The organism is Halomonas sp. A40-4 (assembly GCF_015767635.1).
GTDB classification, from domain to species: domain Bacteria; phylum Pseudomonadota; class Gammaproteobacteria; order Pseudomonadales; family Halomonadaceae; genus Vreelandella; species Vreelandella janggokensis.
Map to the genome: position 1 here is coordinate 2,568,777 of NZ_CP065230.1, position 20,443 is coordinate 2,589,219.

The window sequence follows — 20,443 nt, forward strand, 5'->3', positions numbered from 1 at the left end:
CCGGCATTTCCCCCTATCTAACCCAAGGAGGCGACCATGCAGATTCTCAACATGGCGCAAGGCTCTCCCGAGTGGCTGGCGGCGCGCCTGGGGCGCGTCACCATGTCGGAGCTCAAGACCTTGCTGGTCAACGGCAAGGGCCCTGGTGGATTCGGTGCCGGGGCCATTACCTACATGCATCAATTGATGGGCGAACGGATGACCGGTGAATTGGCCGAGCCATTTCAAGGCAATGCCCATACCCGGCGTGGTCATGAACTGGAAGGGGTGGCCCGTTCACTCTACGTCAATGCATCCGGCGAGCCGAGCCCGCAGGAAGTGGGCATCATCCTCAATCATGACGTGGGCTATTCGCCCGACAGCCTGGTGGGCGCTAACGGGCTGCTGGAAATCAAAACCAAACTGCCCAAGTTCCAGATCGAGGTGCTGCTGAAGGGAGAAATACCGGAGGAACATATACCACAATGCCAGGGCGGCTTATGGGTCAGCGAGCGGGAATGGATCGACTTTGTCAGCTATTGGCCGGGCATGCCGCTGTTTATCAAGCGCGCCTACCGCGACGACATCATGATCCGCACCATTGCCGAGCGCGTCGAGGCCTTCCACGAAGAAATGGAGCGGCGTATCAGCCAAGTGATGGTGGCATGAACCCACCTCATCATCGACGAACCATATATCACATAACGACATAGACGCCGGGGCCACCACCTCGGCGTTTTCTTTTTTGGAGACAACCATGACGAAAAGTAAACTCAAGGCCGGTGAAGTGGCAGGCACTTACCAAGTCGTAGAACCGGTTACCGAAGCTGACATCATCAACCTCGCCAAAGGCTTTGCACGTCGCAAACTTGCCAGAGGCTGCAAGATCACTCAGCCATCGCAAGCGTTCGAGCACTTGCGGCCACTGCTCCAGGACTACGAGCACGAGGTGTTCAGCGTTCTGTTTCTCGACACTCAGCACCGTGTCATATGCTTCGAGGAAATGTTTCGGGGTACCATCGATACATCCAGCGTCTACCCCCGGGAAGTGCTCAAAGCTGCCCTCACCTACAACGCCGCGGCGGTCATCCTCGTACATAACCATCCAAGCGGTGACCCCGAACCAAGCGATTCGGATAGGCGAATCACCCAGCAACTCAAGGAAGCCCTGGGGCTGATGGACATTCGGGTGATTGATCATGTGGTGGTAGGAAGCGAGGGGTGTAAGTCGTTTGCAGAAATGGGATATTTGTAGCGGAAATGGAGAGCAACTTGGATCCGCCCGCCTGGGCGGGTCCAAGTTGGGATGTTTTCTTTCTTTTTTATATCAGCTATCGGGCGAGGCTGTGTGAAAACAAAAAAACCAGTTGGGGATTACAGTATACAACCGCAATTGCGCCATTAACGGTCAGCTAGATAGGTTCACAACGTCCTCAATAATTAAACCAACATCTACGTTGATCGATATAAAAGTCTAAGAAGCCTCTACTAAAGAGCCTTACCAGATTCTACAAGCGCAGTAGCGCCAAGCTCAGCAACTCTATGGTTGCATTGCTTGGATCACCCCCCAGTACCGAGAATATTCATGAGGCGTTTCATGTTGTAAGCAAGCACCTGAAGGCTCATTTCCGTGCTGACGTTCTTAAGGCTCTTGGACATGAAGTGCGTTATTCCCATGCACGCTTTCAACTTGCCAAAGGGGTGCTCGACATTCTGACGACGGAGGCGCATCATGTTCGGCGTCCGGTCCAGTAGAGATTTTACCACCTCCAGTTTATCCTAGTGTTCCCAGCTTTTGATACGCCTATAGGTGCCCGTGGTGCATTGCGTTTTCATTGAGCAACACTGATAGGCCGAGCACCAATAGCAATGTAGCTTGTTAGGCGAGGTTCTTGGCTTAGGGAAATAAGACGTTAAACCGGCATCGTGGCAAGCAAGAATTTTCCGTCTCTTAAAGTAACCGCGATCAGCTACGCCATGGAGGTCGCTAAAGCAACTAGCATCACGTGACTACTTGGACACCCGGTAAAGTTCCCCCGATCACTGCCTACATTAGTTACTTATGTGATACCCGTTTGTGACATAGCATATGACATATCCACAGAGCTCATGGAATCTAGATTTATTGTCAACGTGTTTTGTCACATCAAGCCTCTACATTTTGTAGGTATTCCCGCCCTTTAAAATGTCAAAGGGGACTAAATAACATCCGAGACGGCTGCCCGTTTCCAGCCTCATCCAGCCATGGTCAGTACCTGGAGCGTGAAGTACTGGAGAACGCTCCTGACCTCTTCGAAGCCAAACAGAAGTCCACCAAACAGTCCGACGAGCCTAATACCGATGAGCTCTATCACGGATTGGTCAACTGATGGAGAAGCGTATTTTTATGTCGCGCAAACTTGTTCAGTAAACCGTTAGAGTAAGTTTTTAACCGATACTTTCGCCACTTTAACCAGAGATGGAAAAAACAACCGCATCAGAACTTGGCAACAATAATCAAGCCATAAAAATGACCGGACCCACCTAAAACACCAATGGTCTATTCAGCTAATACTTACCGAAGAGCACTGATTTTTCGGTGTACAACCCATAAAAGCTTGATGCCATTGCTAATTCATTTTGAATATCCAGTCGAGAGACACTGAGCGCACGAACTGCTTTAGATAACATTCTTGAGGAAGCGGTTCCTGGCAATAAAATCTTATAAGTGGTGAATTTGCCTTTTTAGATTGACGACCGATATTACGCGCTGAGGGTCACATCAATTTCCGATAGTGATTGGCAAAACACCGGGGAGACCAGGGTAAAAAAATTAACCTCATTTGATAGTTCTTTTAAGGTTCTGTTCAGGTTTATGACATATGGTTTCCTGCATCTTCAGATTAGGAAATTGTATGAAATACAAAATGTATGTTGTTAACAGCTTGGCGGTATCGTCTTTCCATCGCCCAATCCCTTACCTACCGCCGTCCCTTGGGTGTTGTCATCTCCAACGCAAGTATCAGCGGGGTTAATTTGGATGGCTATTAACGACTCACAGAAATATTACGGCTCGGTTAGCCGCCTGCTACATTGGATAACCGCGCTGCTGGTGACATTACAGCTCGCTAGTGCTTATATGAACAACTGGCAGCCGGGTAATGCATTCAGCCAATTATTTCAGCCTTGGCATGCCACTGTGGGCTTTATGATTTTAGCGCTTGTTGGGCTGCGAATTGTTTGGCTGCTTTTTCAAATACGCAATCGCCCTCCGCATCAAGGTAAGGCGGTGCTGATAGGCCATCTATCTATTTATGCCTTATTGGTTGCGGCCCCAGTGAGTGGTTTACTACAAGGTTTTGGAATTCGGTTATTTGATCATTTGGTTTCCAAGGGAATTGGCACACCCTTTGCAGAAGCCTCGCAAGCAATACATGGCCCCATTGCTTATTTGCTGACCGTACTCATTGCAGGACATGTGTTCATGGCTTTATTCCACCACTGGGTTCATCGCGATGGCACGTTGTACCGCATGGTAGGGCAGGCAAAGAGTTAATCCATGATGTTGTGCTATTAGGCCGCGAGCAGGTACCGCCTGCTCGCGTCATTAAGGCTCAAGTGTCATGAATGGCTCATCTTCCTGATCGGTAAAGCTATAAACCTCGTAGGGCTCCTGCTGTGGCCCAGGCATGCCCGGCGTACCAATCGGCATACCGGCCAAGCCAATGCCTGTCAGGCTGGTCTTCAAATAGCTTGGTGATGGCTTCCATCGGTACGTGGCCCTCAATCCAGTACTCGCCAATACCAATGGTATGACATGAACCCAGTCCGTGTGGTACCCCGGCCCGCTGCTTGATCTCGCCAAGCTCAGCATCGTCCACAATGGTGACATCTACGCCCTGCTCTTCCAGGTGGCGAGCGTATTCATTGCAGCAGCCGGATTGAGGGTTTTTGTACATCGTTGCTTCATCAGGCAGTCCTGCCTGGGCGGCTGTTGCTCCCAGCAATAGCGAGCCTGACACCAATAGTGAAGTGGTTTTTAGGTTTATAAGCGTATCCTCTATTAATGAAAGAACTAATTGGCGCGGCTGAACAGGTATTTGATGAGTGAGGCAATGCTCAATCCTACGAGTAACAGAAGCATGAAGGGCATTAACCAGGCTAACCAGCCCATTGAGGCCATTACTGCAAAACAGTCTGCGTTCATCATGGTGGCCTCCTGACAATAGCGTGATGTTTAAAACCACTGAAAGCTTACGACCTATGGGGTTACCCCCTGGGTCAAGCCATGCCACCCTGCGGAAAAAGAAAGTTTGCTACAGATCATTTTTTTCTGGGCGAGTTCAGGCTCGTTTAAGGTTGGCGACGTATAAAGAACGAGTCACACTCACCTTGGAGGCAAATGACTATGCGCAAGACCCATCTTACATCCAGCTTATTAGCTCTTTCACTGAGTATACTTGCCGGCGCTGCCTGGGCGGGACCTGGACACGGCGGCGGCGAAAGCGACCTTAGCGATGCTGATGCTGAGCGCACGATTAGCATCGACGCAGGCGATATGTGGTTCGACCCTGATGAGCTGGAAATGGCCGCCGGAGAGATCGTGAAATTTGAAATTACCAACACTGGCAGTATTGAGCATGAGTTCGTGATCGGCAGCAAGGAAGCCCAAGAAGCACATCGTAAAATGATGCAAGAAATGGCAGGTGGCGAAGGCCATGATATGTCCAACATGTCAGAAGGCGAAGGTCACGATATGTCTGATGGTAGTAGCATGGCAGCCGTTACTATTGCCGCCGGTGAAACCGAATCTCTACTATGGCGAGTTCCCGATAATGCTGACGAGTTAGAGTACGCCTGCAACATCCCCGGCCACTATGAATCCGGCATGTACGGTAATTTTTCTTTCTAAGCAGACCTTTTACCAATGAGACTGTTGCTATTAGAAGACGATGACTTGCTGGCCGAAAGCTTGGCAGAGAGTCTAAAAGACAACGGTTACCTGGTCGACGTGGCCCCCACTGTTAAGGCGGCCACGTCGTTCATGGCCACCGAAGAATACGCGCTTGCCATTCTCGATATTGGGCTGCCCGATGGCTCGGGGCTTGAGCTGCTAGCCCATTGGCGTAAGCAGAAACGCGCCACTCCTATTTTGATACTCACCGCGCGCGACACCTGGGAAGACAAGGTGGTTGGCTTGGAAACTGGCGCCGATGATTACCTGACCAAACCCTTCCACGAAGCCGAGCTGATGGCTCGCCTAAAGGCACTGCTGCGTAGGCAGTCTGGCCAGTTATCCCAAGTCATCACACTGAACGGGGTGTCTCTGGACGAAGCCGGTCAGCGCGTTTGCCGTGAAGACACCACATGGCGTTCGCTGACTGCCACCGAGTTTCGGCTGCTGCGCTACCTGATGCACCACCCGGACCGCATTCACTCCAAGGAGCGCTTACTGGAACAGCTTTACGCGTTGGAGCAAGACGCCCCCGCACCCAATCTGGTTGAGGTATACGTGGCTCGCCTGCGCCGGTATCTTGGCAAGCCAATCATCCAGACGCGCCGCGGCCAGGGATACGTTTTTGTTTCACGTTAATAAACGCAGCTTACAGTTTCGCCTGCTCGCCTGGCTGGGCGGTGTCGCGCTGCTGGTAGTCGGCCTGACCTGGCTACTGCACGGCGTATTCCTGCAAAATCTTGCCAAGGACTTTCTGGGCGAGCGCCTCAAGCGTGAAGCCGACCACGCGGTCGCACAACTCGAACAAGACCGCCTGGCGGTTCCCACATCGCTAGCCTCGACAAGCGAAGCCTACCAGGTCTTTCATCACCTTTACGTGCTGCGCCTCAACGGAGAGATCAGCGCCTCAGACCCAGTCTGGCAACGACAACTTGCCCCACTACTTAACGGAAAAGGGGATGCACTGATCGAGGTAACGCGCGGCGAGCGACACTTATTGGTGTATCGCCAGCATTTCGAATGGCAAGGCGCCAACGGCGTGTTGCTGATTGGTGAGGATTTTTCCCAAGTCGAAGCAGGCCTAGGTACTTTGCACTGGTGGGTGGGCGGCATCGCTGCGGGCATGCTCGCGGTGCTGGTCACGCTCAATATGCTGGCCGTCAATCGCGGATTAAGGCCGCTTTGGCAACTGCGTTATCAATTGGAAGCATTGCAAGCGGGCGACCGCCAGCGCCTCTCGCTAAAAGCGCCCGACGAACTCGACGCGCTTGTTGCCCAGCTTAACCGCTTTATGGACGACATTGACCTGCGCCTTAAACGCTCACGTGAGTCGGTCGCTAACCTTTCCCACGCGCTGAAAACCCCGTTGGCCGCCGTTACCCAAGTACTAAGCGGCAACCGACCGATTGATGAAAACCGCCGCCGGAAATTGCTGATGCGCATCGAGGACATCAACGCCCAGCTGGATGCTGAGCTGCGCCGTGCACGCATCGCAGGTCCTCATGCGGGTCGCATGACCCACCTGACCCGTGACAGTCAACGTCTGATGGAGATGTTTCGTAGCCTCTACTCTGAACAGTTGTTCGAGCTGACGCAGGCGATTGACGCGCGCGACCAAGTGCCGATCGATGCCCACGATTACGCCGAAATACTGGGCATCGTGCTGGATAACGCTGGCAAATGGGCCACCAGCGAGATTCGCTGCCACATTAGCACCTCATCAGACGCACTGACTTTAACGATTGACGATGACGGCCCCGGCGTTGCCGAAAGCGATATGGTGCGCCTCGGCGAGCGTGGCACCCGACTGGATGAGCACCACCCTGGCTATGGCCTGGGACTAGCTATTCTCTCACAGCTGGTAGCGCGTTATCACGGTCGCTGCCAGTTTGAGCACAGCCCGTTGGGTGGCCTTCGGGTCATCACCACATTGCCAATGACAGGCGTCACCTCCGCTTAACTGCTTTTTCAGCGTTGATTCAGCTTTCTCCCCCAAGATGATGTCATTCATCAGCGATGGGAGTTTTACATGACGCGTTCGGACATCATCACCCACCCACTTTCACGCCGCCAGGTGTTGAAAGGTAGCGCGGCACTTGGATTGGGTTCCGCCGCAGCGATGGGCTTAAGCCCCGCCTGGGCTAACCCTTGGGGACGCACAAATGTCTATTCAAAGGGCGTGGAAGAGGGGCCTAATGTGTCGCTGGCTATCCGACGCGAATCCATCCCGATTAATGGAAAAGAGGCTCGCCCGATTAGCCTCAACGGTACCAGTCCCGGCCCGCTGATACGCCTTAAGGAAGGTCAGGACGCTGTATTACGTGTCACCAACCTGCTCGACGAACCCACCTCAATCCACTGGCATGGCTTGATTCTACCGCCGGGCATGGACGGTGTACCGGGCGTCAGTTTTGCCGGTATTGAGCCAGGCCAAACCTTTACTTATCGTTTTCCTGTCCGTCAGAACGGCACTTATTGGTACCACAGCCATTCCGGCCTGCAGGAACAGCTTGGTCATGCCGGGCCGTTAATTATCGACGCCGCCGAGCGTGAACCCTTTCGCTACGACCGCGAGCACGTGCTGTTGCTGACCGACTGGACCTTTGAAGAGCCCATGTCGGTGTTTCGCAATCTCAAAACCATGGAAGGTTATTACAACTTTCAGGAACGCACGATTGCCGACTTCTTCGCCGACATACGCCAAAACGGCTTCGCCCAAACGGCCGAAATGCGCAGCATGTGGGCCAAGATGCGCATGAGCTCGCGGGATATCGCCGACGTAACCGGCAGCACCTACACCTACCTGCTCAACGGCCATTCTCCCGAGGAAAACTGGAACGCGCTGTTCAAGCCAGGCGAGCGTGTGCGCTTGCGGGTGATTAACGGCTCGGCAATGTCCTACTTCGATGTGCGCATCCCTGGCCTCAAGATGACCGTGGTGGCCGCCGACGGCCAGCCGGTGCAGCCCGTTCCCGTCGATGAGTTCCGCATCGGCGTTGCCGAAACCTACGATGTGGTGGTCGCACCCGAAGATGATCAGGCCTACACCATCTTCGCTGAGTCGATGGACCGCAGCGGCTACGCCCGCGCCACGCTGGCGCCGCGCGAAGGCATGCAGGCGGAGATCCCCAAGCGCCGTCAGATTGCCGACCGCGGCATGGAAGCCATGGGCGCTCACGGCATGGGGGGGATGGGCGGCATGGATCATTCCGGCATGTCGAATATGCAGGGGATGGATAACGCTAATATGGAGGAAATGGATCACTCGAGCATGTCAAACATGGGTGGGATGGATCATTCCAGCATGGAAGGCATGGACCATTCGGGCATGGGAGGTATGGCCAGCGAGCAGCGCAAAACACGCGAAAACGGCATGCTGGCGGCTGGTGAAGTACAGCCAGGCTCCCGCTACGGCCAGGCAGGTATTGGTATTGATCCCAACGAGCGGCGTGTGCTGGTTTATCGCGATCTGAAATCTTTCACTCCCTGGCCCGACCGTCGCGAACCCGGCCGTGAGCTTGAATTGCACCTTACCGGCAACATGGAGCGCTACATGTGGTCGTTCGACGGCCAGAAGTTCAGCGAGGTTTCCGGCCCTATTCACTTCGAAAAAGACGAACGCCTGCGCCTGATCCTGATCAACGACACCATGATGGAACATCCTATCCACCTCCACGGCATGTGGATGGAGCTGGAAAACGGCCAGGGTGAATTGATACCGCGCAAACACACCCTAAATGTGAAGCCCGGCGAGCGCGTGTCTGCGCTGATCACTGCGGACGCCGAGGGCAGTTGGGCGTTCCACTGCCACCTCCTCTACCACATGGATGCTGGCATGTTCCGCGTTGTTCAGGTTTCTTAAGGAGACAGTATGAAAATTAAGCGCTACGTAACCCTCGCCAGTGCCGCCCTTGGCATGACCGTCGCAACGAGCTCCCAAGCCGAAGACGGCTATGCGGCACCAGACAGTTGGCCCGCGCCCACTAAGGAACATAATATGGGCATGGCACTGTTTGACCGGCTTGAATACACCGTTCCCGACAAAGGTCAAGACGCCGTGGTATGGGACTTTCAAGGCTGGTATGGCGGTGACATTAACCGCGTTTACCTTAAATCGGAAGGCGAAAACGTTCAGGGTGACGGCGAAGATGCTGAGTTTGAGTCCCTAGAACTCCTCTATAGTCGCTTAGTGGCTGATTTTTGGGAGTTACAGGGGGGGATTGGTTACCAAGGCGGTGTCTTCTCCGATGATCACGCCGAACGTACTTATGGGGTGTTGGGCCTACAGGGAGTGATACCTTATGGCATCGAAACCGATGTTGCCATGCAAGTGAGTGAAGATGGTGATGTCGCCGCCAGTTTTGAAGGCGAATACGATCTGCGCCTAACACAGCGACTCTACCTACAGCCGCGCACCGAAATTGCCGTAGCCGCCAGCGAAGTTGAAGAATTTGGCGTGGGTGAAGGGCTTAACTCGGTGCGCGCTGGCCTGCGACTAGGCTATGAAGTGACTCGTCGTTTCGCCCCCTACATTGGTGCTTATTGGGAGAAAGAGTATGGCGATACAGCCGACCTTTCACGGGCCAGTGGCGACAATACGGAAGATACTGGGGTGGTTGCCGGTGTTAAACTGATGTTTTAGCGAACTCTGAACATAGATATTTTTTAACGTCACCCAGTGGTGGCGTTTTTTTATTTTTTATTTTTAAATTCAGCTTCATTTCAAAAAAGCCATCTAATATAACCATGTCATCAACCAGAGGAGTAATCACCATGAAAGTTAAATCAATTATCTTTGGGTCGCTTGTAGCCAGCATCCTTTCAACACCTGCATTGGCTAACTATGGGACAAACAACCAGGATCTACCTCTACTTGAAAGAGGCGTCTCTTCTACACAATTGCTTGCCCAAGGCCAATCAAAACGTTTCAGTATTAACATTCAAGAAGCGACTACGCTGAAGGTAGCAAGCGAGCACTTCCCAGGCACAACCAGCGCTGGCAACCGTATCTCTGCTGTGCTTTATAATGCAGCAGGACAGCAGGTAGCAGAAGCATCCAGCCCACGTGGTCATTTTGAACTGGTCCGCCAACTGCAGCCAGGCAATTATCAACTTGAAGTGACAGGCAATGCACTAGGAGGCACTAAAGAAAGTGACAATAATCGCTATGAATTACATGTTGACTATTAATATGTAGTCACTAACTTAAGATATGGGCCATTCTTTATGATGGCCCTTTTTATTTAACATATATTTCTCTCGCTGAAAAAAAATTTTAACCATAGCTAGAATTATCAAAATAAAGGAGTAGCTATACTTGCCTGAGTGCTGCACAAAGGTTCTATGATTTTTTAAATACCATGTTCTTAGCGAAGGAAAATCAATGCCAATATCAACACCCACTGCCTCTGCACGGGTTTACCGGATGAAAACCGCCGAGCATATGTGCCCGTTCGGTTTGAAGACAGTTGATCTTCTCAAGCGCAAGGGCTTTAAGGTTGACGACCATACCTTAACGTCTCGTGATGAAATCGATGCTTTCAAAGAACAGGAAAACGTCGATACGACGCCCCAAGTGTATATCGGTGATCAACGCATAGGTGGGTACGAAGAGCTACGCAAACATCTGGGAATGAGCGTTCCTAATGCAAAAAAAACCACTTATAGGCCAGTAATTGCTATTTTTGCTACTGCGCTGCTGATTGGCTTGGCGATTAGCTGGGCTACTCAGGGCACGCTGTTTACTGCGCGCATGCCGGAGTATGCCGTGGCCACGGCGATGGTGCTGCTCGGCCTGCAGAAGCTACAGGATGTCGAAAGTTTCAGTAGTATGTTTTTGAATTACGACCTATTGGCCCAGCGCTATGTCCCCTATAGCTATCTTTACCCCTATGCCGAGACAGTTGCAGGCATTTTAATGCTGGCCGGAACATTGGTGTGGCTGGCAGCGCCACTGGCGCTATTTGTTGGCACGGTGGGGGCAATCTCCGTCTTTAAAGCCGCCTATATCGACAAGCGTGAGCTTAAGTGTGCTTGCGTCGGCGGTAACAGCAATGTGCCGCTGGGCTTTGTATCGTTAACCGAGAATCTGGTAATGATCGCCATGGGGCTGTGGATGCCATTACGTATGCTGGTAGGTTAAGCCCGCCTCTTTATTACGCCAAAGCATGCTCTGGGTCAGATAATTGACTGGCTTATATTCAGGTTGTGTTCAGCTAATTCAACCAGACTTGCTTAGCACTTATCCGACGCTTGCTTAAGGCGAAGAACCTGAACGCTTTGGGCTTCATTCTTAGGAGTGTTTGTATGGCTGACCAGGATAGAACGCCAAAGTACGAAGAAGGAAGTCTCTCTTTCATCGGTGCCGTAGCGCTAGGCACAGGGGTCATGATCGGGGCGGGTATTTTTGCCTTAACTGGACAGATGGCAGAAATGACCGGCCCTCTATTTCCTCTAGCTTTTTTAGCCGCCGCAATAATTGTTTCTTTTAGCGCTTACTCTTACGTCAAAATGTCCAATACCTACCCATCCGCCGGGGGTATTGGCATGTATCTGCAAAAAGCGTATGGCTCAACGCTCCCTACCGCTTTCCATGCGCTATTGATGTATTTTTCCATGGTCATTGCGCAGAGCTTTTTGGCGAGAACGTTCGGTTCTTACACTCTGGAGCTATTTGACCTAGGCGACCGCACTCTGTTTGTCCCACTACTCGGTGTGGGCTTATTGCTAGCGGCTTTTTTGATCAATTTATCTGCCAATAAGTTGATCGAGACAGTCGCCTCAGTGCTGGGTTTCATAAAAATTGGTGGCATCATCGTGTTTGGTGTTGTCGGTGTTTTTATTGCCGATTCTATCGACATGGGGACTGGTGGGGATGCGCCCCCCCCCACTCTCTCAGGTTTCTTGGGCGCGACGGCGTTGGGTATTTTGGCTTTCAAAGGTTTCACGACCATTACCAATAGCGGTTCGGAGCTGAAAAATCCAAAGCGCAACCTGGGCAAGGCCATCATGATCTCCATCGCGCTGTGCGTGGTGATATATGCGCTTGTAGGCTTTGCCGTTGCCAGTAACCTATCGCTATCCGAGATTATCGAAACTCAAGATTACTCCCTGGCGGCTGCCGCCCGACCCGCGCTGGGTGAAGCCGCGGTTGGCTTTACCGTCATCCTCGCCATGCTGGCCACTGCGGGTGGGATTATTGCCAGCGTCTTTGCCGTTTCTCGTATGCTCGCCATGCTCACAGAAATGAAACTGGTACCGCATCGCCATTTCCACATGCCCGGTAGCCTGCAAAAACATACGCTGGTCTACACGATCGTGCTCGGCTTGGTGCTGACCGCCTTCTTTGACCTTAGCCGAATCGCGGCGCTCGGCATTATTTTTTACCTGATCATGGATATCGCCATCCATTGGGGAGTTTTGCGCCATCTCAGGAAAAGCGTGGGCGCTAACGCGATTATTCCGACCATTGCCATCCTGTTAGATGTCCTTGTACTGGGTGGTTTTGTTTGGGTAAAAGCTATTGCCGACCCACTGGTACTTATCGTTGCCGTTACAGTGATGGCCGCGCTGCTAATCGGCGAGTGGCTATTTCTTGCTAACAGCAACAGCTCAACCGATAGCCACCACACGCACATTCACTAATCACAACGGCACAAGGAGCAAATGAATGGAGATTAAAACGTTTGGTGATCTAATCGATTGGACACATCAATTACATGCCCATCTTGCCGAGTGTTTGGCCCACTGCGCGAATCAGCACGAAGAAGAACGCGCGCAGATGCTGCTTAACTATCTGTCTCTTCATGAGGCAGAAATGCAGCGAGTAATTGCTGGCTTTGAAGGTACCGCAAGCGTTAACGTGCTTAATACCTATGTCTACGATTACCTCTCTCATCAGCCTATTCGCAGCCACCGAACCTGCGATGCGCCCTACTCCACGCTAGGAGCTGATGCTATCTGCAAAGAAGTACTGGATTTCCATGATCAAGCCATCAGTTTATATCGCAGCCTGATCGGCAGAGCCGAAATCCGAGAAGCCAAGGAACTGCTGGAAACACTTCTCGATTTAGAGGAGCACGAGGCTATGCGTCTATCTCGGCAAACTGAAAGAATGCACGATATCTAATAGAATAGTACATCTAAAAAAATGCCCCACTGCCTAGCTGCACAGTGGGGCATTGGTTATTAACGGCTTACATCATACGTTTAAGCTCGCCATAATCACCTTTAATACGCAGCTTAACGGTTACCTCCTGTTCATTTCGGTTACGGAAGAACCAGCCATGGTTCCCCGTAAAGGCAGCTTCCAATTCCCCCTCATCCTCAGGAACGCCACGTCCTTTTTCGTAGCTGATGGAATTACCACCGCCATCACCGTGGGTGTCAAAATTGACTGGCCCGCCTTCAGATGACCAAGCAAAGGTCGCAATAGATCCTTCATCCATCGTCAACTTGTACTCGGTGCCCTCTCCGGGAGCAAGCGAGAAGCTTACTTCTTCACGCCACGCTGGCTCAGACGATATCTCGCCTTCGGTGAGTGTCGTATCAGATGTGACATTGGCCACATCATCACTCGCTTCGAGCTGAGCCTCGTGCGACGTCTCATCAGCGGAAGGTGCCGATGCCACCTGTTCCTCAGCCGGTTCAGGGCTTTCATTTACCTCTTCGACAATGCGTATTTCAGCGGACTGGTTGGTTTGCTCGGGGTCTTGCGCCGAGTTGGCGTTGGCTTGGTCCTGAATTCAAGCAATAAGAGCAGCACCTGCGGTATCCAAGGCTCCTGAGTACTCCCCAGGAACACCTGTGCCGGTGTCCGATATCCTAGTCGTTTTCGGGGGCGATCATTCAGGTTCTTGACCACCCTGCGTAACTCGACATCGGTGACCTGTTGAAAGTCCGTTCCCTTGGGGAAGTACTGCCGTATCAGGCCATTGGTGTTTTCATTGGTCCCACGCTGACCGGAACAGTGGGGGGGCGCAGAAGTAAATCGCTGCCGTTACCGCCTGGGCTACGGTATCGTGATCAGCGAACTCCGAGCCGTTGTCCATGGTGATGGTGCTGGACAGCACCCCGGCGAGGCTTAAGCAGCCGGATCATGGCTTTTTGCGTCAGCTCCGCTGAGAGCTTGGGCAATCGTGCTGCCAGCAGATAGCCGCTACGTCGATCGACCAGCGTCACCAGGCCAGATTGTTTGTGCCCCTGGACCACGGTGTCCCCCTCCCAGTGCCCAATAAAGCGCCTGTCATCGACCTCAGCGGGACGATGCTCGATACCCATACGGTTGGGAATCTTGCCGAGCCCTGCGCTCTTTGCCTGGGCACGGTGCTTGCTGCGTCGCTTGGGCTGGCGGAGATGCTGCCAGAGATCGCCACCACGAGCCTTATCATCCCAGATCAAGGCGTAGATCCACTGGTGACTGACGCCTACGCCATACAAGGGCACCATGAAACCGCTGATCTGCTCCGGGCTCCATTCCTCCCGCAGCCGGTCGGCGACGGCGGCGATCATGCTGGGTAAGCGCTTCGTCCACTTCCAGGCGGTGCGTCGCCGATGATCACTGCGGACTCGCCTGCTCTGGATCGTAGCCGCTGGTGGTGGTAGCGTTGCGGCGCAGTTCACGGCTGATCGTACTGTTGTGGATACCAAGCTCTCTGGCGATCTGACGTCGGCTCATGCCCAGGTCATGACGGGCATATATTTGGTATCGTTGGGTCTGGGTTATATCCCATGCTCTGCTTCACTTTGGTCGGTGAGCCGAGAAGGGTACCGGCGCTGACCCTCCCGCCTCTACCTCGTGGTCCAAAGTGCTGCAGTTATTCTATGAATCCAGGCTGAAGGCTTTCATCAAAGAAGCTTCGCAAGGGAGGTTTTCCTTATTAGGGTTAGGGCGCTTGAACGTATGGGCCTCCCTGGATAGTGACCAGCTGATTTTTGGATGAGACATGCCCAATCATCGTGTCAATTTAAGGTTTAGAAGGACGGCATCATAGCTGAGTGAAACGGAACGCCTAATCTAAAAAATGCACCTTATGAAAAGCACAAGTTGAAATGAGTCTCCCCATCTCATTGACAGGGGACTGCTTTTCTCAACCTACATATCAGCGCTCAATGGGCCTCTTGTGTGAATGTCACGACCGCTGAGATGAGGGCAAAACCAACTCTTTATAAATGTCTTCGATACTCCCCTCTTCTATGCCGTTACTCTGTGGTTCTTGCTCTTGCTCCGGGTTGAGAGGCGTTATAAGCCCGCTGGACGATGCCAGCACGGTGCTGAGCTGCTCATAATCGACGGTTATATTATCGACATTGTATTGGTTGAGGCGTGTCACGGTGTCCGACAGTGCGGTCATGCTGTGCTCTTCTTCCCCTAGTGGTGGAAACGCTTGAACCAGCGGCTGCCCGTCCTTCCAACCGATTTTAATAGGCTGATTGATGATGTTGACTTGGGTGCCGGGAGGAATGCGGTCAAATATAGATTCGATGTCTTTGGGTAACATGCGAATACAGCCTCGGCTTGCGCGCATGCCAATCCCGTCTGGCTGATTGGTACCATGAATCAAATAGCCATCGAAGCCTAGGATGATGGCATGGTCTCCTAACGGATTATCGGGGCCGGGCGGCACAACGCTTGGCGCGGTTTCGCCGCGTGCTTCCGCTTCGCGTTTTACCGACTCAGGCGGGTACCAGGCAGGATTTTTAATATTCATTGTGGTCTCGGTCACACCGAGAGGGGTATCAAACCCTTCGCGACCAATGCCAATAGGATAGGTCTCAACGCGCGGTGTCTCACCGTTTTTGACATCTGGGTAGTAGTAAAGCCGCAGCTCGGCGATATTGATGACGACCCCAGTACGCTCGACATTCGGCAGAATGAAACGTCCTGGAATAGTTACTTCCGTGCCCACCCCTGGCACCCAGATGCTGACCTCTGGATTTGCACGGGTCATCTCCAAATAGCCAAGGTTTTGACGTCTGGCAATATCAATCAGAGTATCCTCGTAATCCTTCACGATGAAGGTGTCAGCCTCGCCGATAATATTGCCTTCCTCAGGTAACGGGTAATGCCCCTTGGGCCATTCCGTCTCCTGGGTAGTGGAAGGTTGTGCCGCCATGGCGACAGGGAGCCATGCCAGAGATGAAACCATCACACTCATGATAAAGCCCATCTGCATTGGCCATGGGAGGAGTCTCTTAAGTATTGCTGAGTTATTTACCGAGAACATCTCTAGGTTCCTTTTCATCGAATGCGTCGTTTTTTGATCGAGATAAGTTAAGTGGTAATCCGAGCAGCGTCAGCAAGGCAGCGAGTATCCAAGCGAGCCCGCTACCGGTGCGACTGAAAGGGGTTAGACCTTGCATAGGGGTCACCTCGCCAGTTAAACCGGTCTGTTCAAACTGTGGGGCGCGGGCAGTGACGTGACCTTGGGCATCGATGATGGCCGTCACGCCATTACTGGTGGCACGAAGTAGGTGACGGCCATTTTCCAAGGCACGTAGACGTGCCATTTGAAGATGTTGCTGTGGGCCAATGGAACGCCCGAACCACGTATCGTTGGAAACCGTCAATAGCAGCTCGGCATTACGCGCCTGTTGGGCGACATGGTCGGCAAAAATGATCTCGTAACAGATGGCAGTGCCAATGGTAGTTCCAGCCACGTGTAACGGAGCCTGTACGTCTGACCCAGGGGTCAGGCGGGGTGCTGGCAAGTCGAAAAAAGCAAGGGTGTCAGCGAGGAGGCTTTGGAATGGCAAATACTCGCCAAAGGGTACTAAGTGCGCTTTCTGGTATTCGCCTTGCACATCATTTAGCCCTATGACGCTGTTATAAGAGCGCCCTTCACCATCGCGTTGCAAAATGCCAGTTAACAAGGCGGTGTCAGGCCCCAGGTCTGACGCTACTTGCTCAAGTATTCGCTGTGCTTCCTGCTCAAGCATGGGAAGGGCTGCCTCGGGCCAAACGATGAGATCGATATCCTTTGCTTGCTCCCGTGTCATCGCCGTGTAGATACTGATCGCCTCGCGCTGCCCTTGTGCAGTCCACTTAATGCGCTGATCAAGATTCCCTTGCAGCAATGCCACCTGGATGGGCTTGCCAGCCGGGGTTGTCCATTGGGCGGGCAATAGGAATGGAACGATCCACAGGCCAGCCATTGGGACGAGAAAAACCCAGCGGCGACGCAGTACCTCTACCCCTAACGTGCCTGTCAGCGCGGTAATGAGTGACAGCAAGTACACACCACCAACGGGCGCCCATGGGGCTAATGGAGAATCTATCTGAGAGGTGCCTAACAATAACCAGGGGAAGCCGGTGAACAACCAGGTGCGTAGCCATTCGCTCACCACCCACATACCGGCAAAGCTAAGAAAGGCTAACCGTGGCCCCGTGATGCATCGATAGAGCCCAAAGGGGATTGCAAAAAAGAGCGCCAGGGCGCTGATAAAGAGAGTGGTGAGGAGCATCGCCACCACGGCCCCGGTGCCACCGAAATCGTGAATAGCAACGAAGACCCACGATGTGCCAGAACCGAACAGGCCTACCCCATAGCACCACCCACGTAGGGTGGCCATGGCGGGCGTTAGCGACTGTATCTTCCAATAGACCAGTGCCACGGCCACTGGGCCAAGCCACCATAGGGAAAAGGGGGCGGCACTCAAGGTGGTCAATACCCCAGCGGCGAGCGCTACAACGCAATCGACTATTGGTGAAAGTCGCCCAGCAAAAAGCGTATATTTTTTTTCTTGATCGAGCGAATCCATATCGTTACTCAGTGCGCTTAAAAGCAGGACGCTCACGCCATAACGCCACTGCGTATATCATTACACCTATCAATAACGCGATATCGGCCATGTTAAAGGCGGGCCAATGCCATTCGCCCCAGTAAACGTCCAGATAGTCGACGACGTACCCACGCGCTAAGCGATCAACGGTATTACCGAGTGCGCCGCCAAGAATCAAACTGTACGCACAGGCCTCCAAGCGCGGCAGGGGTTTGCATAGCTGCACGAGCAATACGACGATGACCACCAACGCTAAACCAAGAAAGAGGTAGCGCTGCCAACCACCTGCCTCCGCGAGAAAGCTAAAAGCGGCTCCTGTATTACCGGTGTATACCCAGTTAAAAAACGGCGTTAGCGGGATGACTTGGCCAAACGACATCTGGGCATGCACGATTTCTTTGACAAGTTGATCGGCTAGAGCCATCACGCAAGCGAGTGTGAACCATGGCCAACGACGTGAAGGACTATCGTTTGGCGCTGTTCTCATGACGTTGTTTTTCCTTGAGACAGGCCTGTCAACGCGGTATTGGGCGAAAAGCGGTAACCCAGCAGTCGCATGGCGTTCAACGTCACCAGAACGGTAGCACCGGTATCGGCCATCACCGCAATCCACATACCGGTAATACCCAGAGCCGTCGTGACTAGGAAAATGGCTTTTAAGCCAAGGGCGAGAACAACGTTGGTTTTCACATTGCGCAGCGTGGCACGAGAGAGGTCTATCAGCTCAGCGATGCCGGTAACGCGGTTCTTGAGCAAGGCTGCATCGGCGGTTTCCAACGCCACATCCGTGCCGCCCCCCATGGCGATACCGACATCGGCTGCCGCGAGCGCCGGTGCATCGTTGATGCCATCGCCTACTTTACCGATGGGGCCACGGCCTGCCGCTTGCCAGTCTCGAACATAGGCTGCCTTGTCTTCAGGCATCAGTTCGCCGTACGCTTCAATGCCTAAGCGACCCCCAGTGGCAGCGACGGTGCGGGCATTATCACCGCTGAGCATGACCGCCTGTACGCCTAAACGCGATAGCGCCGCTAGGCCTTCAAGGGCATCTTCGCGTGGCTCATCGCGAACAGCGATCAAGCCCAACAAACGCTCGCCTTCGACGAGGAGAGCGAGGCTCTTGCCGGCTTCTTCTAACGCGACAATCCGAGCACTGAGACTTTCATCAAGGATGACCTGCTCGTGAAGGTGACGAGGCGTTATTAAGCTCAGCTCGCGACCCTCCACCTGGCCTGAGATACCGCGCCCCGCCAGAGCGCGGCTGCCGGTGGCGGTGGGGAGGTTTAGGCCCGACTGTCGGGCATGCTCAACGATAGCCGTGGCGATAGGGTGACTGGAATCTCGCTCTATCGCGGCGGCAAGCCGTAATACATCGTCATCGTTTCCCTCGGTGATCCAAGATTCCACATCCGTGACTCTTGGGGTACCCGCAGTCAGGGTGCCCGTCTTGTCTAATGCCACCAAACGAAGCTTACCTAACTGTTCAAGAACGGCTCCCCCTTTGATCAGTAGGCCGCGCCGAGCGCCCGCCGAGAGACCTGCGGCGATGGCGGCTGGGGTAGAAATGACCAACGCGCAGGGGCATGCGATTAACAGCAATGCTAACGCACGGTAAATCGACTCCGACCATGCCATGGTCGATACCAGCGGTGGCACTATCGCCATCAGTAGGGCGAGTAAGACGACGGCGGGCATATAGTAATACGCAAAACGATCAATGAAGCGTGCTATCGGTGCCTTGGCGGCCTGTGCTTCTTCAACTAGGCGAATAACGCGTGCGATCGTATTGTCATCAGCGCCTCGTGTTACCTCCACTTCCAGGGCGGCATCAAGATTCACTGTGCCAGCAAAAATGTCATCACCAGGCGCTCGCGAACGGGGGATGGACTCGCCGTTTACCGGCGACTCGTCAAGGTCGGACGTGCCCACCAGGATGCGTCCATCGCAAGGAACGCGATCACCGGGCCGCACCAGCACACGCTGACCGGGTTTAAGTGACTCCGCCGAGACGTCACGCAGATGGCCATTGTCCATCAGCCTCGCCGTTGAGGGTGTTAAATTTGCCAAGGCTGAGATACTGCGGCGCGCCCGTGAAGCAGCTACCCCTTCGAGTAGCTCACCTACGGCGAACAAGAACACGACCATCGCAGCTTCAGCGGCAGCATCGATGGCCAATGCGCCAAGCGCAGCGATGCACATCAGCATCTCGATGGTAAAGGGATTGCGCATCTTGAGAGCGCCCCAGGCACTCTGCGCAATGGGCATTAAGCCGACCAGCGTGGCCAAAATGAAAGGCATATTACCCAGCGCAGGCCATGCCAAACGAAGCGCGAAGGCCACTATCAGCAGATTGCCTGTGATAATGACCAAGCGCCCTTTAGCGGTTTGCCACCAAGAGGGTGAAGCACCAGATGCGCGTGTTTGGCCATCATGGGAAGCCACTTGATAGCCTAGTTCGTTCAGGATGCCATCAATGGTTTTTCGCGAGGGGGCCCCGTGATCGTGGTGGTGAATCTTCACCGATCCCGTGACCGAGCTTGCCGTTACTTCCTCAATGCCTTCCAGCCGCTCTAGCGCCGACACAACCTTGCGCTCACAACCGCCGCAGTCCATGCCTTCAACACGCAGCGTCAAGGTGGTAGGCGCTGTTGTCGGCGTTGATGTTTTCATGGTGCCTCTCCTCCCAATGGGCTATGGTTTTGAATTGTAAACCTTGTAGCAACTACAGCTTCAAGCCCTGCATAAGGAGTT

Annotated in this window: 19 protein-coding genes and 2 pseudogenes; 12 read left to right on the forward strand and 9 right to left on the reverse strand. The window is 53.4% G+C overall.

Annotated elements, in window-relative coordinates; translation table 11 throughout:
- The first annotated feature begins 36 nt into the window (after nt 1-36).
- Nucleotides 37-648 carry a lambda exonuclease family protein gene (locus tag IT895_RS11990; RefSeq protein WP_199283573.1) on the forward strand — a complete coding sequence of 204 codons (612 nt, stop codon included), beginning with the start codon at nt 37-39 and terminating at the stop codon, nt 646-648.
- Between the two features lie 88 nt (nt 649-736).
- Complete coding sequence (gene radC, locus IT895_RS11995) at nt 737-1,234, forward strand: RadC family protein (RefSeq protein ID WP_199283574.1); 498 nt, start codon at nt 737-739, stop codon at nt 1,232-1,234.
- Between the two features lie 305 nt (nt 1,235-1,539).
- On the opposite strand, the pseudogene IT895_RS19610 reads toward radC, so the two are convergent.
- Nucleotides 1,540-1,701 (reverse strand): annotated as a pseudogene (locus IT895_RS19610) (transposase); the annotation flags it as partial.
- Nucleotides 1,702-2,998: 1,297 nt separating this feature from the next.
- Between IT895_RS19610 and IT895_RS12005 the strand changes: the two are divergent.
- On the forward strand, nt 2,999-3,514 hold the full coding sequence (locus IT895_RS12005) for a cytochrome b (RefSeq protein ID WP_085920393.1): 516 nt from the start codon (nt 2,999-3,001) through the stop codon (nt 3,512-3,514).
- Between the two features lie 97 nt (nt 3,515-3,611).
- On the opposite strand, the gene IT895_RS12010 is transcribed toward IT895_RS12005, so the two are convergent.
- Nucleotides 3,612-3,917 (reverse strand): DUF411 domain-containing protein, encoded by a 306-nt coding sequence (locus IT895_RS12010; RefSeq protein WP_233337235.1) that lies wholly within the window; start codon nt 3,915-3,917, stop codon nt 3,612-3,614.
- A gap of 116 nt (nt 3,918-4,033) precedes the next feature.
- Nucleotides 4,034-4,168: a hypothetical protein gene (locus tag IT895_RS19515; RefSeq protein ID WP_254902990.1), complete on the reverse strand. Its 135-nt coding sequence runs from the start codon at nt 4,166-4,168 to the stop codon at nt 4,034-4,036.
- A 192-nt stretch (nt 4,169-4,360) separates the two neighbouring features.
- Between IT895_RS19515 and IT895_RS12015 the strand changes: the two genes are divergently transcribed.
- From IT895_RS12015 to IT895_RS12055, 9 genes are all read left to right on the forward strand, one after another.
- On the forward strand, nt 4,361-4,870 hold the full coding sequence (locus IT895_RS12015; RefSeq protein ID WP_233337236.1) for a cupredoxin domain-containing protein: 510 nt from the start codon (nt 4,361-4,363) through the stop codon (nt 4,868-4,870).
- A gap of 15 nt (nt 4,871-4,885) precedes the next feature.
- Nucleotides 4,886-5,551: a response regulator transcription factor gene (locus IT895_RS12020; protein WP_199283575.1), complete on the forward strand. Its 666-nt coding sequence runs from the start codon at nt 4,886-4,888 to the stop codon at nt 5,549-5,551.
- Nucleotides 5,538-6,872, forward strand: a complete 1,335-nt coding sequence (locus tag IT895_RS12025) for an ATP-binding protein (RefSeq protein ID WP_199283576.1) — start codon at nt 5,538-5,540, stop codon at nt 6,870-6,872. Before IT895_RS12020 ends, IT895_RS12025 begins: the two co-directional genes overlap by 14 nt.
- 69 nt (nt 6,873-6,941) lie before the next feature.
- Nucleotides 6,942-8,774, forward strand: a complete 1,833-nt coding sequence (locus IT895_RS12030) for a copper resistance system multicopper oxidase (protein WP_085920388.1) — start codon at nt 6,942-6,944, stop codon at nt 8,772-8,774.
- A 9-nt stretch (nt 8,775-8,783) separates the two neighbouring features.
- A complete protein-coding gene (locus IT895_RS12035; protein ID WP_199283577.1) occupies nt 8,784-9,554 on the forward strand; it encodes a copper resistance protein B in 771 nt (256 codons plus the stop codon).
- Nucleotides 9,555-9,685: 131 nt separating this feature from the next.
- Nucleotides 9,686-10,102 carry a hypothetical protein gene (locus IT895_RS12040; RefSeq protein WP_199283578.1) on the forward strand — a complete coding sequence of 139 codons (417 nt, stop codon included), beginning with the start codon at nt 9,686-9,688 and terminating at the stop codon, nt 10,100-10,102.
- 235 nt (nt 10,103-10,337) lie between these two features.
- Nucleotides 10,338-11,054 carry a glutaredoxin family protein gene (locus tag IT895_RS12045; protein WP_267905855.1) on the forward strand — a complete coding sequence of 239 codons (717 nt, stop codon included), beginning with the start codon at nt 10,338-10,340 and terminating at the stop codon, nt 11,052-11,054.
- Between the two features lie 164 nt (nt 11,055-11,218).
- Nucleotides 11,219-12,556 (forward strand): APC family permease, encoded by a 1,338-nt coding sequence (locus IT895_RS12050; RefSeq protein WP_199283580.1) that lies wholly within the window; start codon nt 11,219-11,221, stop codon nt 12,554-12,556.
- Between the two features lie 25 nt (nt 12,557-12,581).
- Complete coding sequence (locus IT895_RS12055; RefSeq protein ID WP_199283581.1) at nt 12,582-13,040, forward strand: ATPase; 459 nt, start codon at nt 12,582-12,584, stop codon at nt 13,038-13,040.
- A 67-nt stretch (nt 13,041-13,107) separates the two neighbouring features.
- Here the strand turns inward: IT895_RS12055 and IT895_RS12060 are convergent, their stop codons facing one another.
- The 6 genes and pseudogenes from IT895_RS12060 to IT895_RS12090 form a co-directional block, all read right to left on the reverse strand.
- Nucleotides 13,108-13,542: a hypothetical protein gene (locus IT895_RS12060; RefSeq protein WP_233337237.1), complete on the reverse strand. Its 435-nt coding sequence runs from the start codon at nt 13,540-13,542 to the stop codon at nt 13,108-13,110.
- A 114-nt stretch (nt 13,543-13,656) separates the two neighbouring features.
- Nucleotides 13,657-14,636: pseudogene (locus IT895_RS19615) on the reverse strand (IS30 family transposase).
- A gap of 406 nt (nt 14,637-15,042) precedes the next feature.
- Nucleotides 15,043-16,086: a L,D-transpeptidase family protein gene (locus IT895_RS12075; RefSeq protein WP_199285479.1), complete on the reverse strand. Its 1,044-nt coding sequence runs from the start codon at nt 16,084-16,086 to the stop codon at nt 15,043-15,045.
- Nucleotides 16,087-16,120: 34 nt separating this feature from the next.
- Entirely contained in the window at nt 16,121-17,671 is a 1,551-nt protein-coding gene (lnt, locus tag IT895_RS12080; protein ID WP_199283583.1) for an apolipoprotein N-acyltransferase, read from the reverse strand.
- A gap of 4 nt (nt 17,672-17,675) precedes the next feature.
- Complete coding sequence (gene lspA / locus IT895_RS12085) at nt 17,676-18,179, reverse strand: signal peptidase II (protein ID WP_085920375.1); 504 nt, start codon at nt 18,177-18,179, stop codon at nt 17,676-17,678.
- Nucleotides 18,176-20,362, reverse strand: a complete 2,187-nt coding sequence (locus tag IT895_RS12090) for a heavy metal translocating P-type ATPase (RefSeq protein ID WP_092825633.1) — start codon at nt 20,360-20,362, stop codon at nt 18,176-18,178. Before IT895_RS12090 ends, lspA begins: the two co-directional genes overlap by 4 nt.
- Nucleotides 20,363-20,443: the final 81 nt, after the last annotated feature.

Bases quoted from the DNA above. Each gene is read 5' to 3' on its own strand.
- IT895_RS11990 (WP_199283573.1), top strand. From the start codon at position 37: ATGCAGATTCTCAACATGGCGCAAGGCTCTCCCGAGTGGCTGGCGGCG.
- IT895_RS19515 (WP_254902990.1), bottom strand. From the start codon at position 4,168: ATGATGAACGCAGACTGTTTTGCAGTAATGGCCTCAATGGGCTGGTTA.
- IT895_RS12015 (WP_233337236.1), top strand. From the start codon at position 4,361: ATGACTATGCGCAAGACCCATCTTACATCCAGCTTATTAGCTCTTTCA.
- IT895_RS12050 (WP_199283580.1), top strand. From the start codon at position 11,219: ATGGCTGACCAGGATAGAACGCCAAAGTACGAAGAAGGAAGTCTCTCT.
- IT895_RS12005 (WP_085920393.1), top strand. From the start codon at position 2,999: ATGGCTATTAACGACTCACAGAAATATTACGGCTCGGTTAGCCGCCTG.
- IT895_RS12035 (WP_199283577.1), top strand. From the start codon at position 8,784: ATGAAAATTAAGCGCTACGTAACCCTCGCCAGTGCCGCCCTTGGCATG.
- IT895_RS12020 (WP_199283575.1), top strand. From the start codon at position 4,886: ATGAGACTGTTGCTATTAGAAGACGATGACTTGCTGGCCGAAAGCTTG.
- IT895_RS12090 (WP_092825633.1), bottom strand. From the start codon at position 20,362: ATGAAAACATCAACGCCGACAACAGCGCCTACCACCTTGACGCTGCGT.
- IT895_RS12010 (WP_233337235.1), bottom strand. From the start codon at position 3,917: ATGTACAAAAACCCTCAATCCGGCTGCTGCAATGAATACGCTCGCCAC.
- IT895_RS12075 (WP_199285479.1), bottom strand. From the start codon at position 16,086: ATGCAGATGGGCTTTATCATGAGTGTGATGGTTTCATCTCTGGCATGG.
- IT895_RS12045 (WP_267905855.1), top strand. From the start codon at position 10,338: ATGAAAACCGCCGAGCATATGTGCCCGTTCGGTTTGAAGACAGTTGAT.
- lspA (WP_085920375.1), bottom strand. From the start codon at position 18,179: ATGAGAACAGCGCCAAACGATAGTCCTTCACGTCGTTGGCCATGGTTC.
- lnt (WP_199283583.1), bottom strand. From the start codon at position 17,671: ATGGATTCGCTCGATCAAGAAAAAAAATATACGCTTTTTGCTGGGCGA.
- radC (WP_199283574.1), top strand. From the start codon at position 737: ATGACGAAAAGTAAACTCAAGGCCGGTGAAGTGGCAGGCACTTACCAA.
- IT895_RS12030 (WP_085920388.1), top strand. From the start codon at position 6,942: ATGACGCGTTCGGACATCATCACCCACCCACTTTCACGCCGCCAGGTG.
- IT895_RS12040 (WP_199283578.1), top strand. From the start codon at position 9,686: ATGAAAGTTAAATCAATTATCTTTGGGTCGCTTGTAGCCAGCATCCTT.
- IT895_RS12055 (WP_199283581.1), top strand. From the start codon at position 12,582: ATGGAGATTAAAACGTTTGGTGATCTAATCGATTGGACACATCAATTA.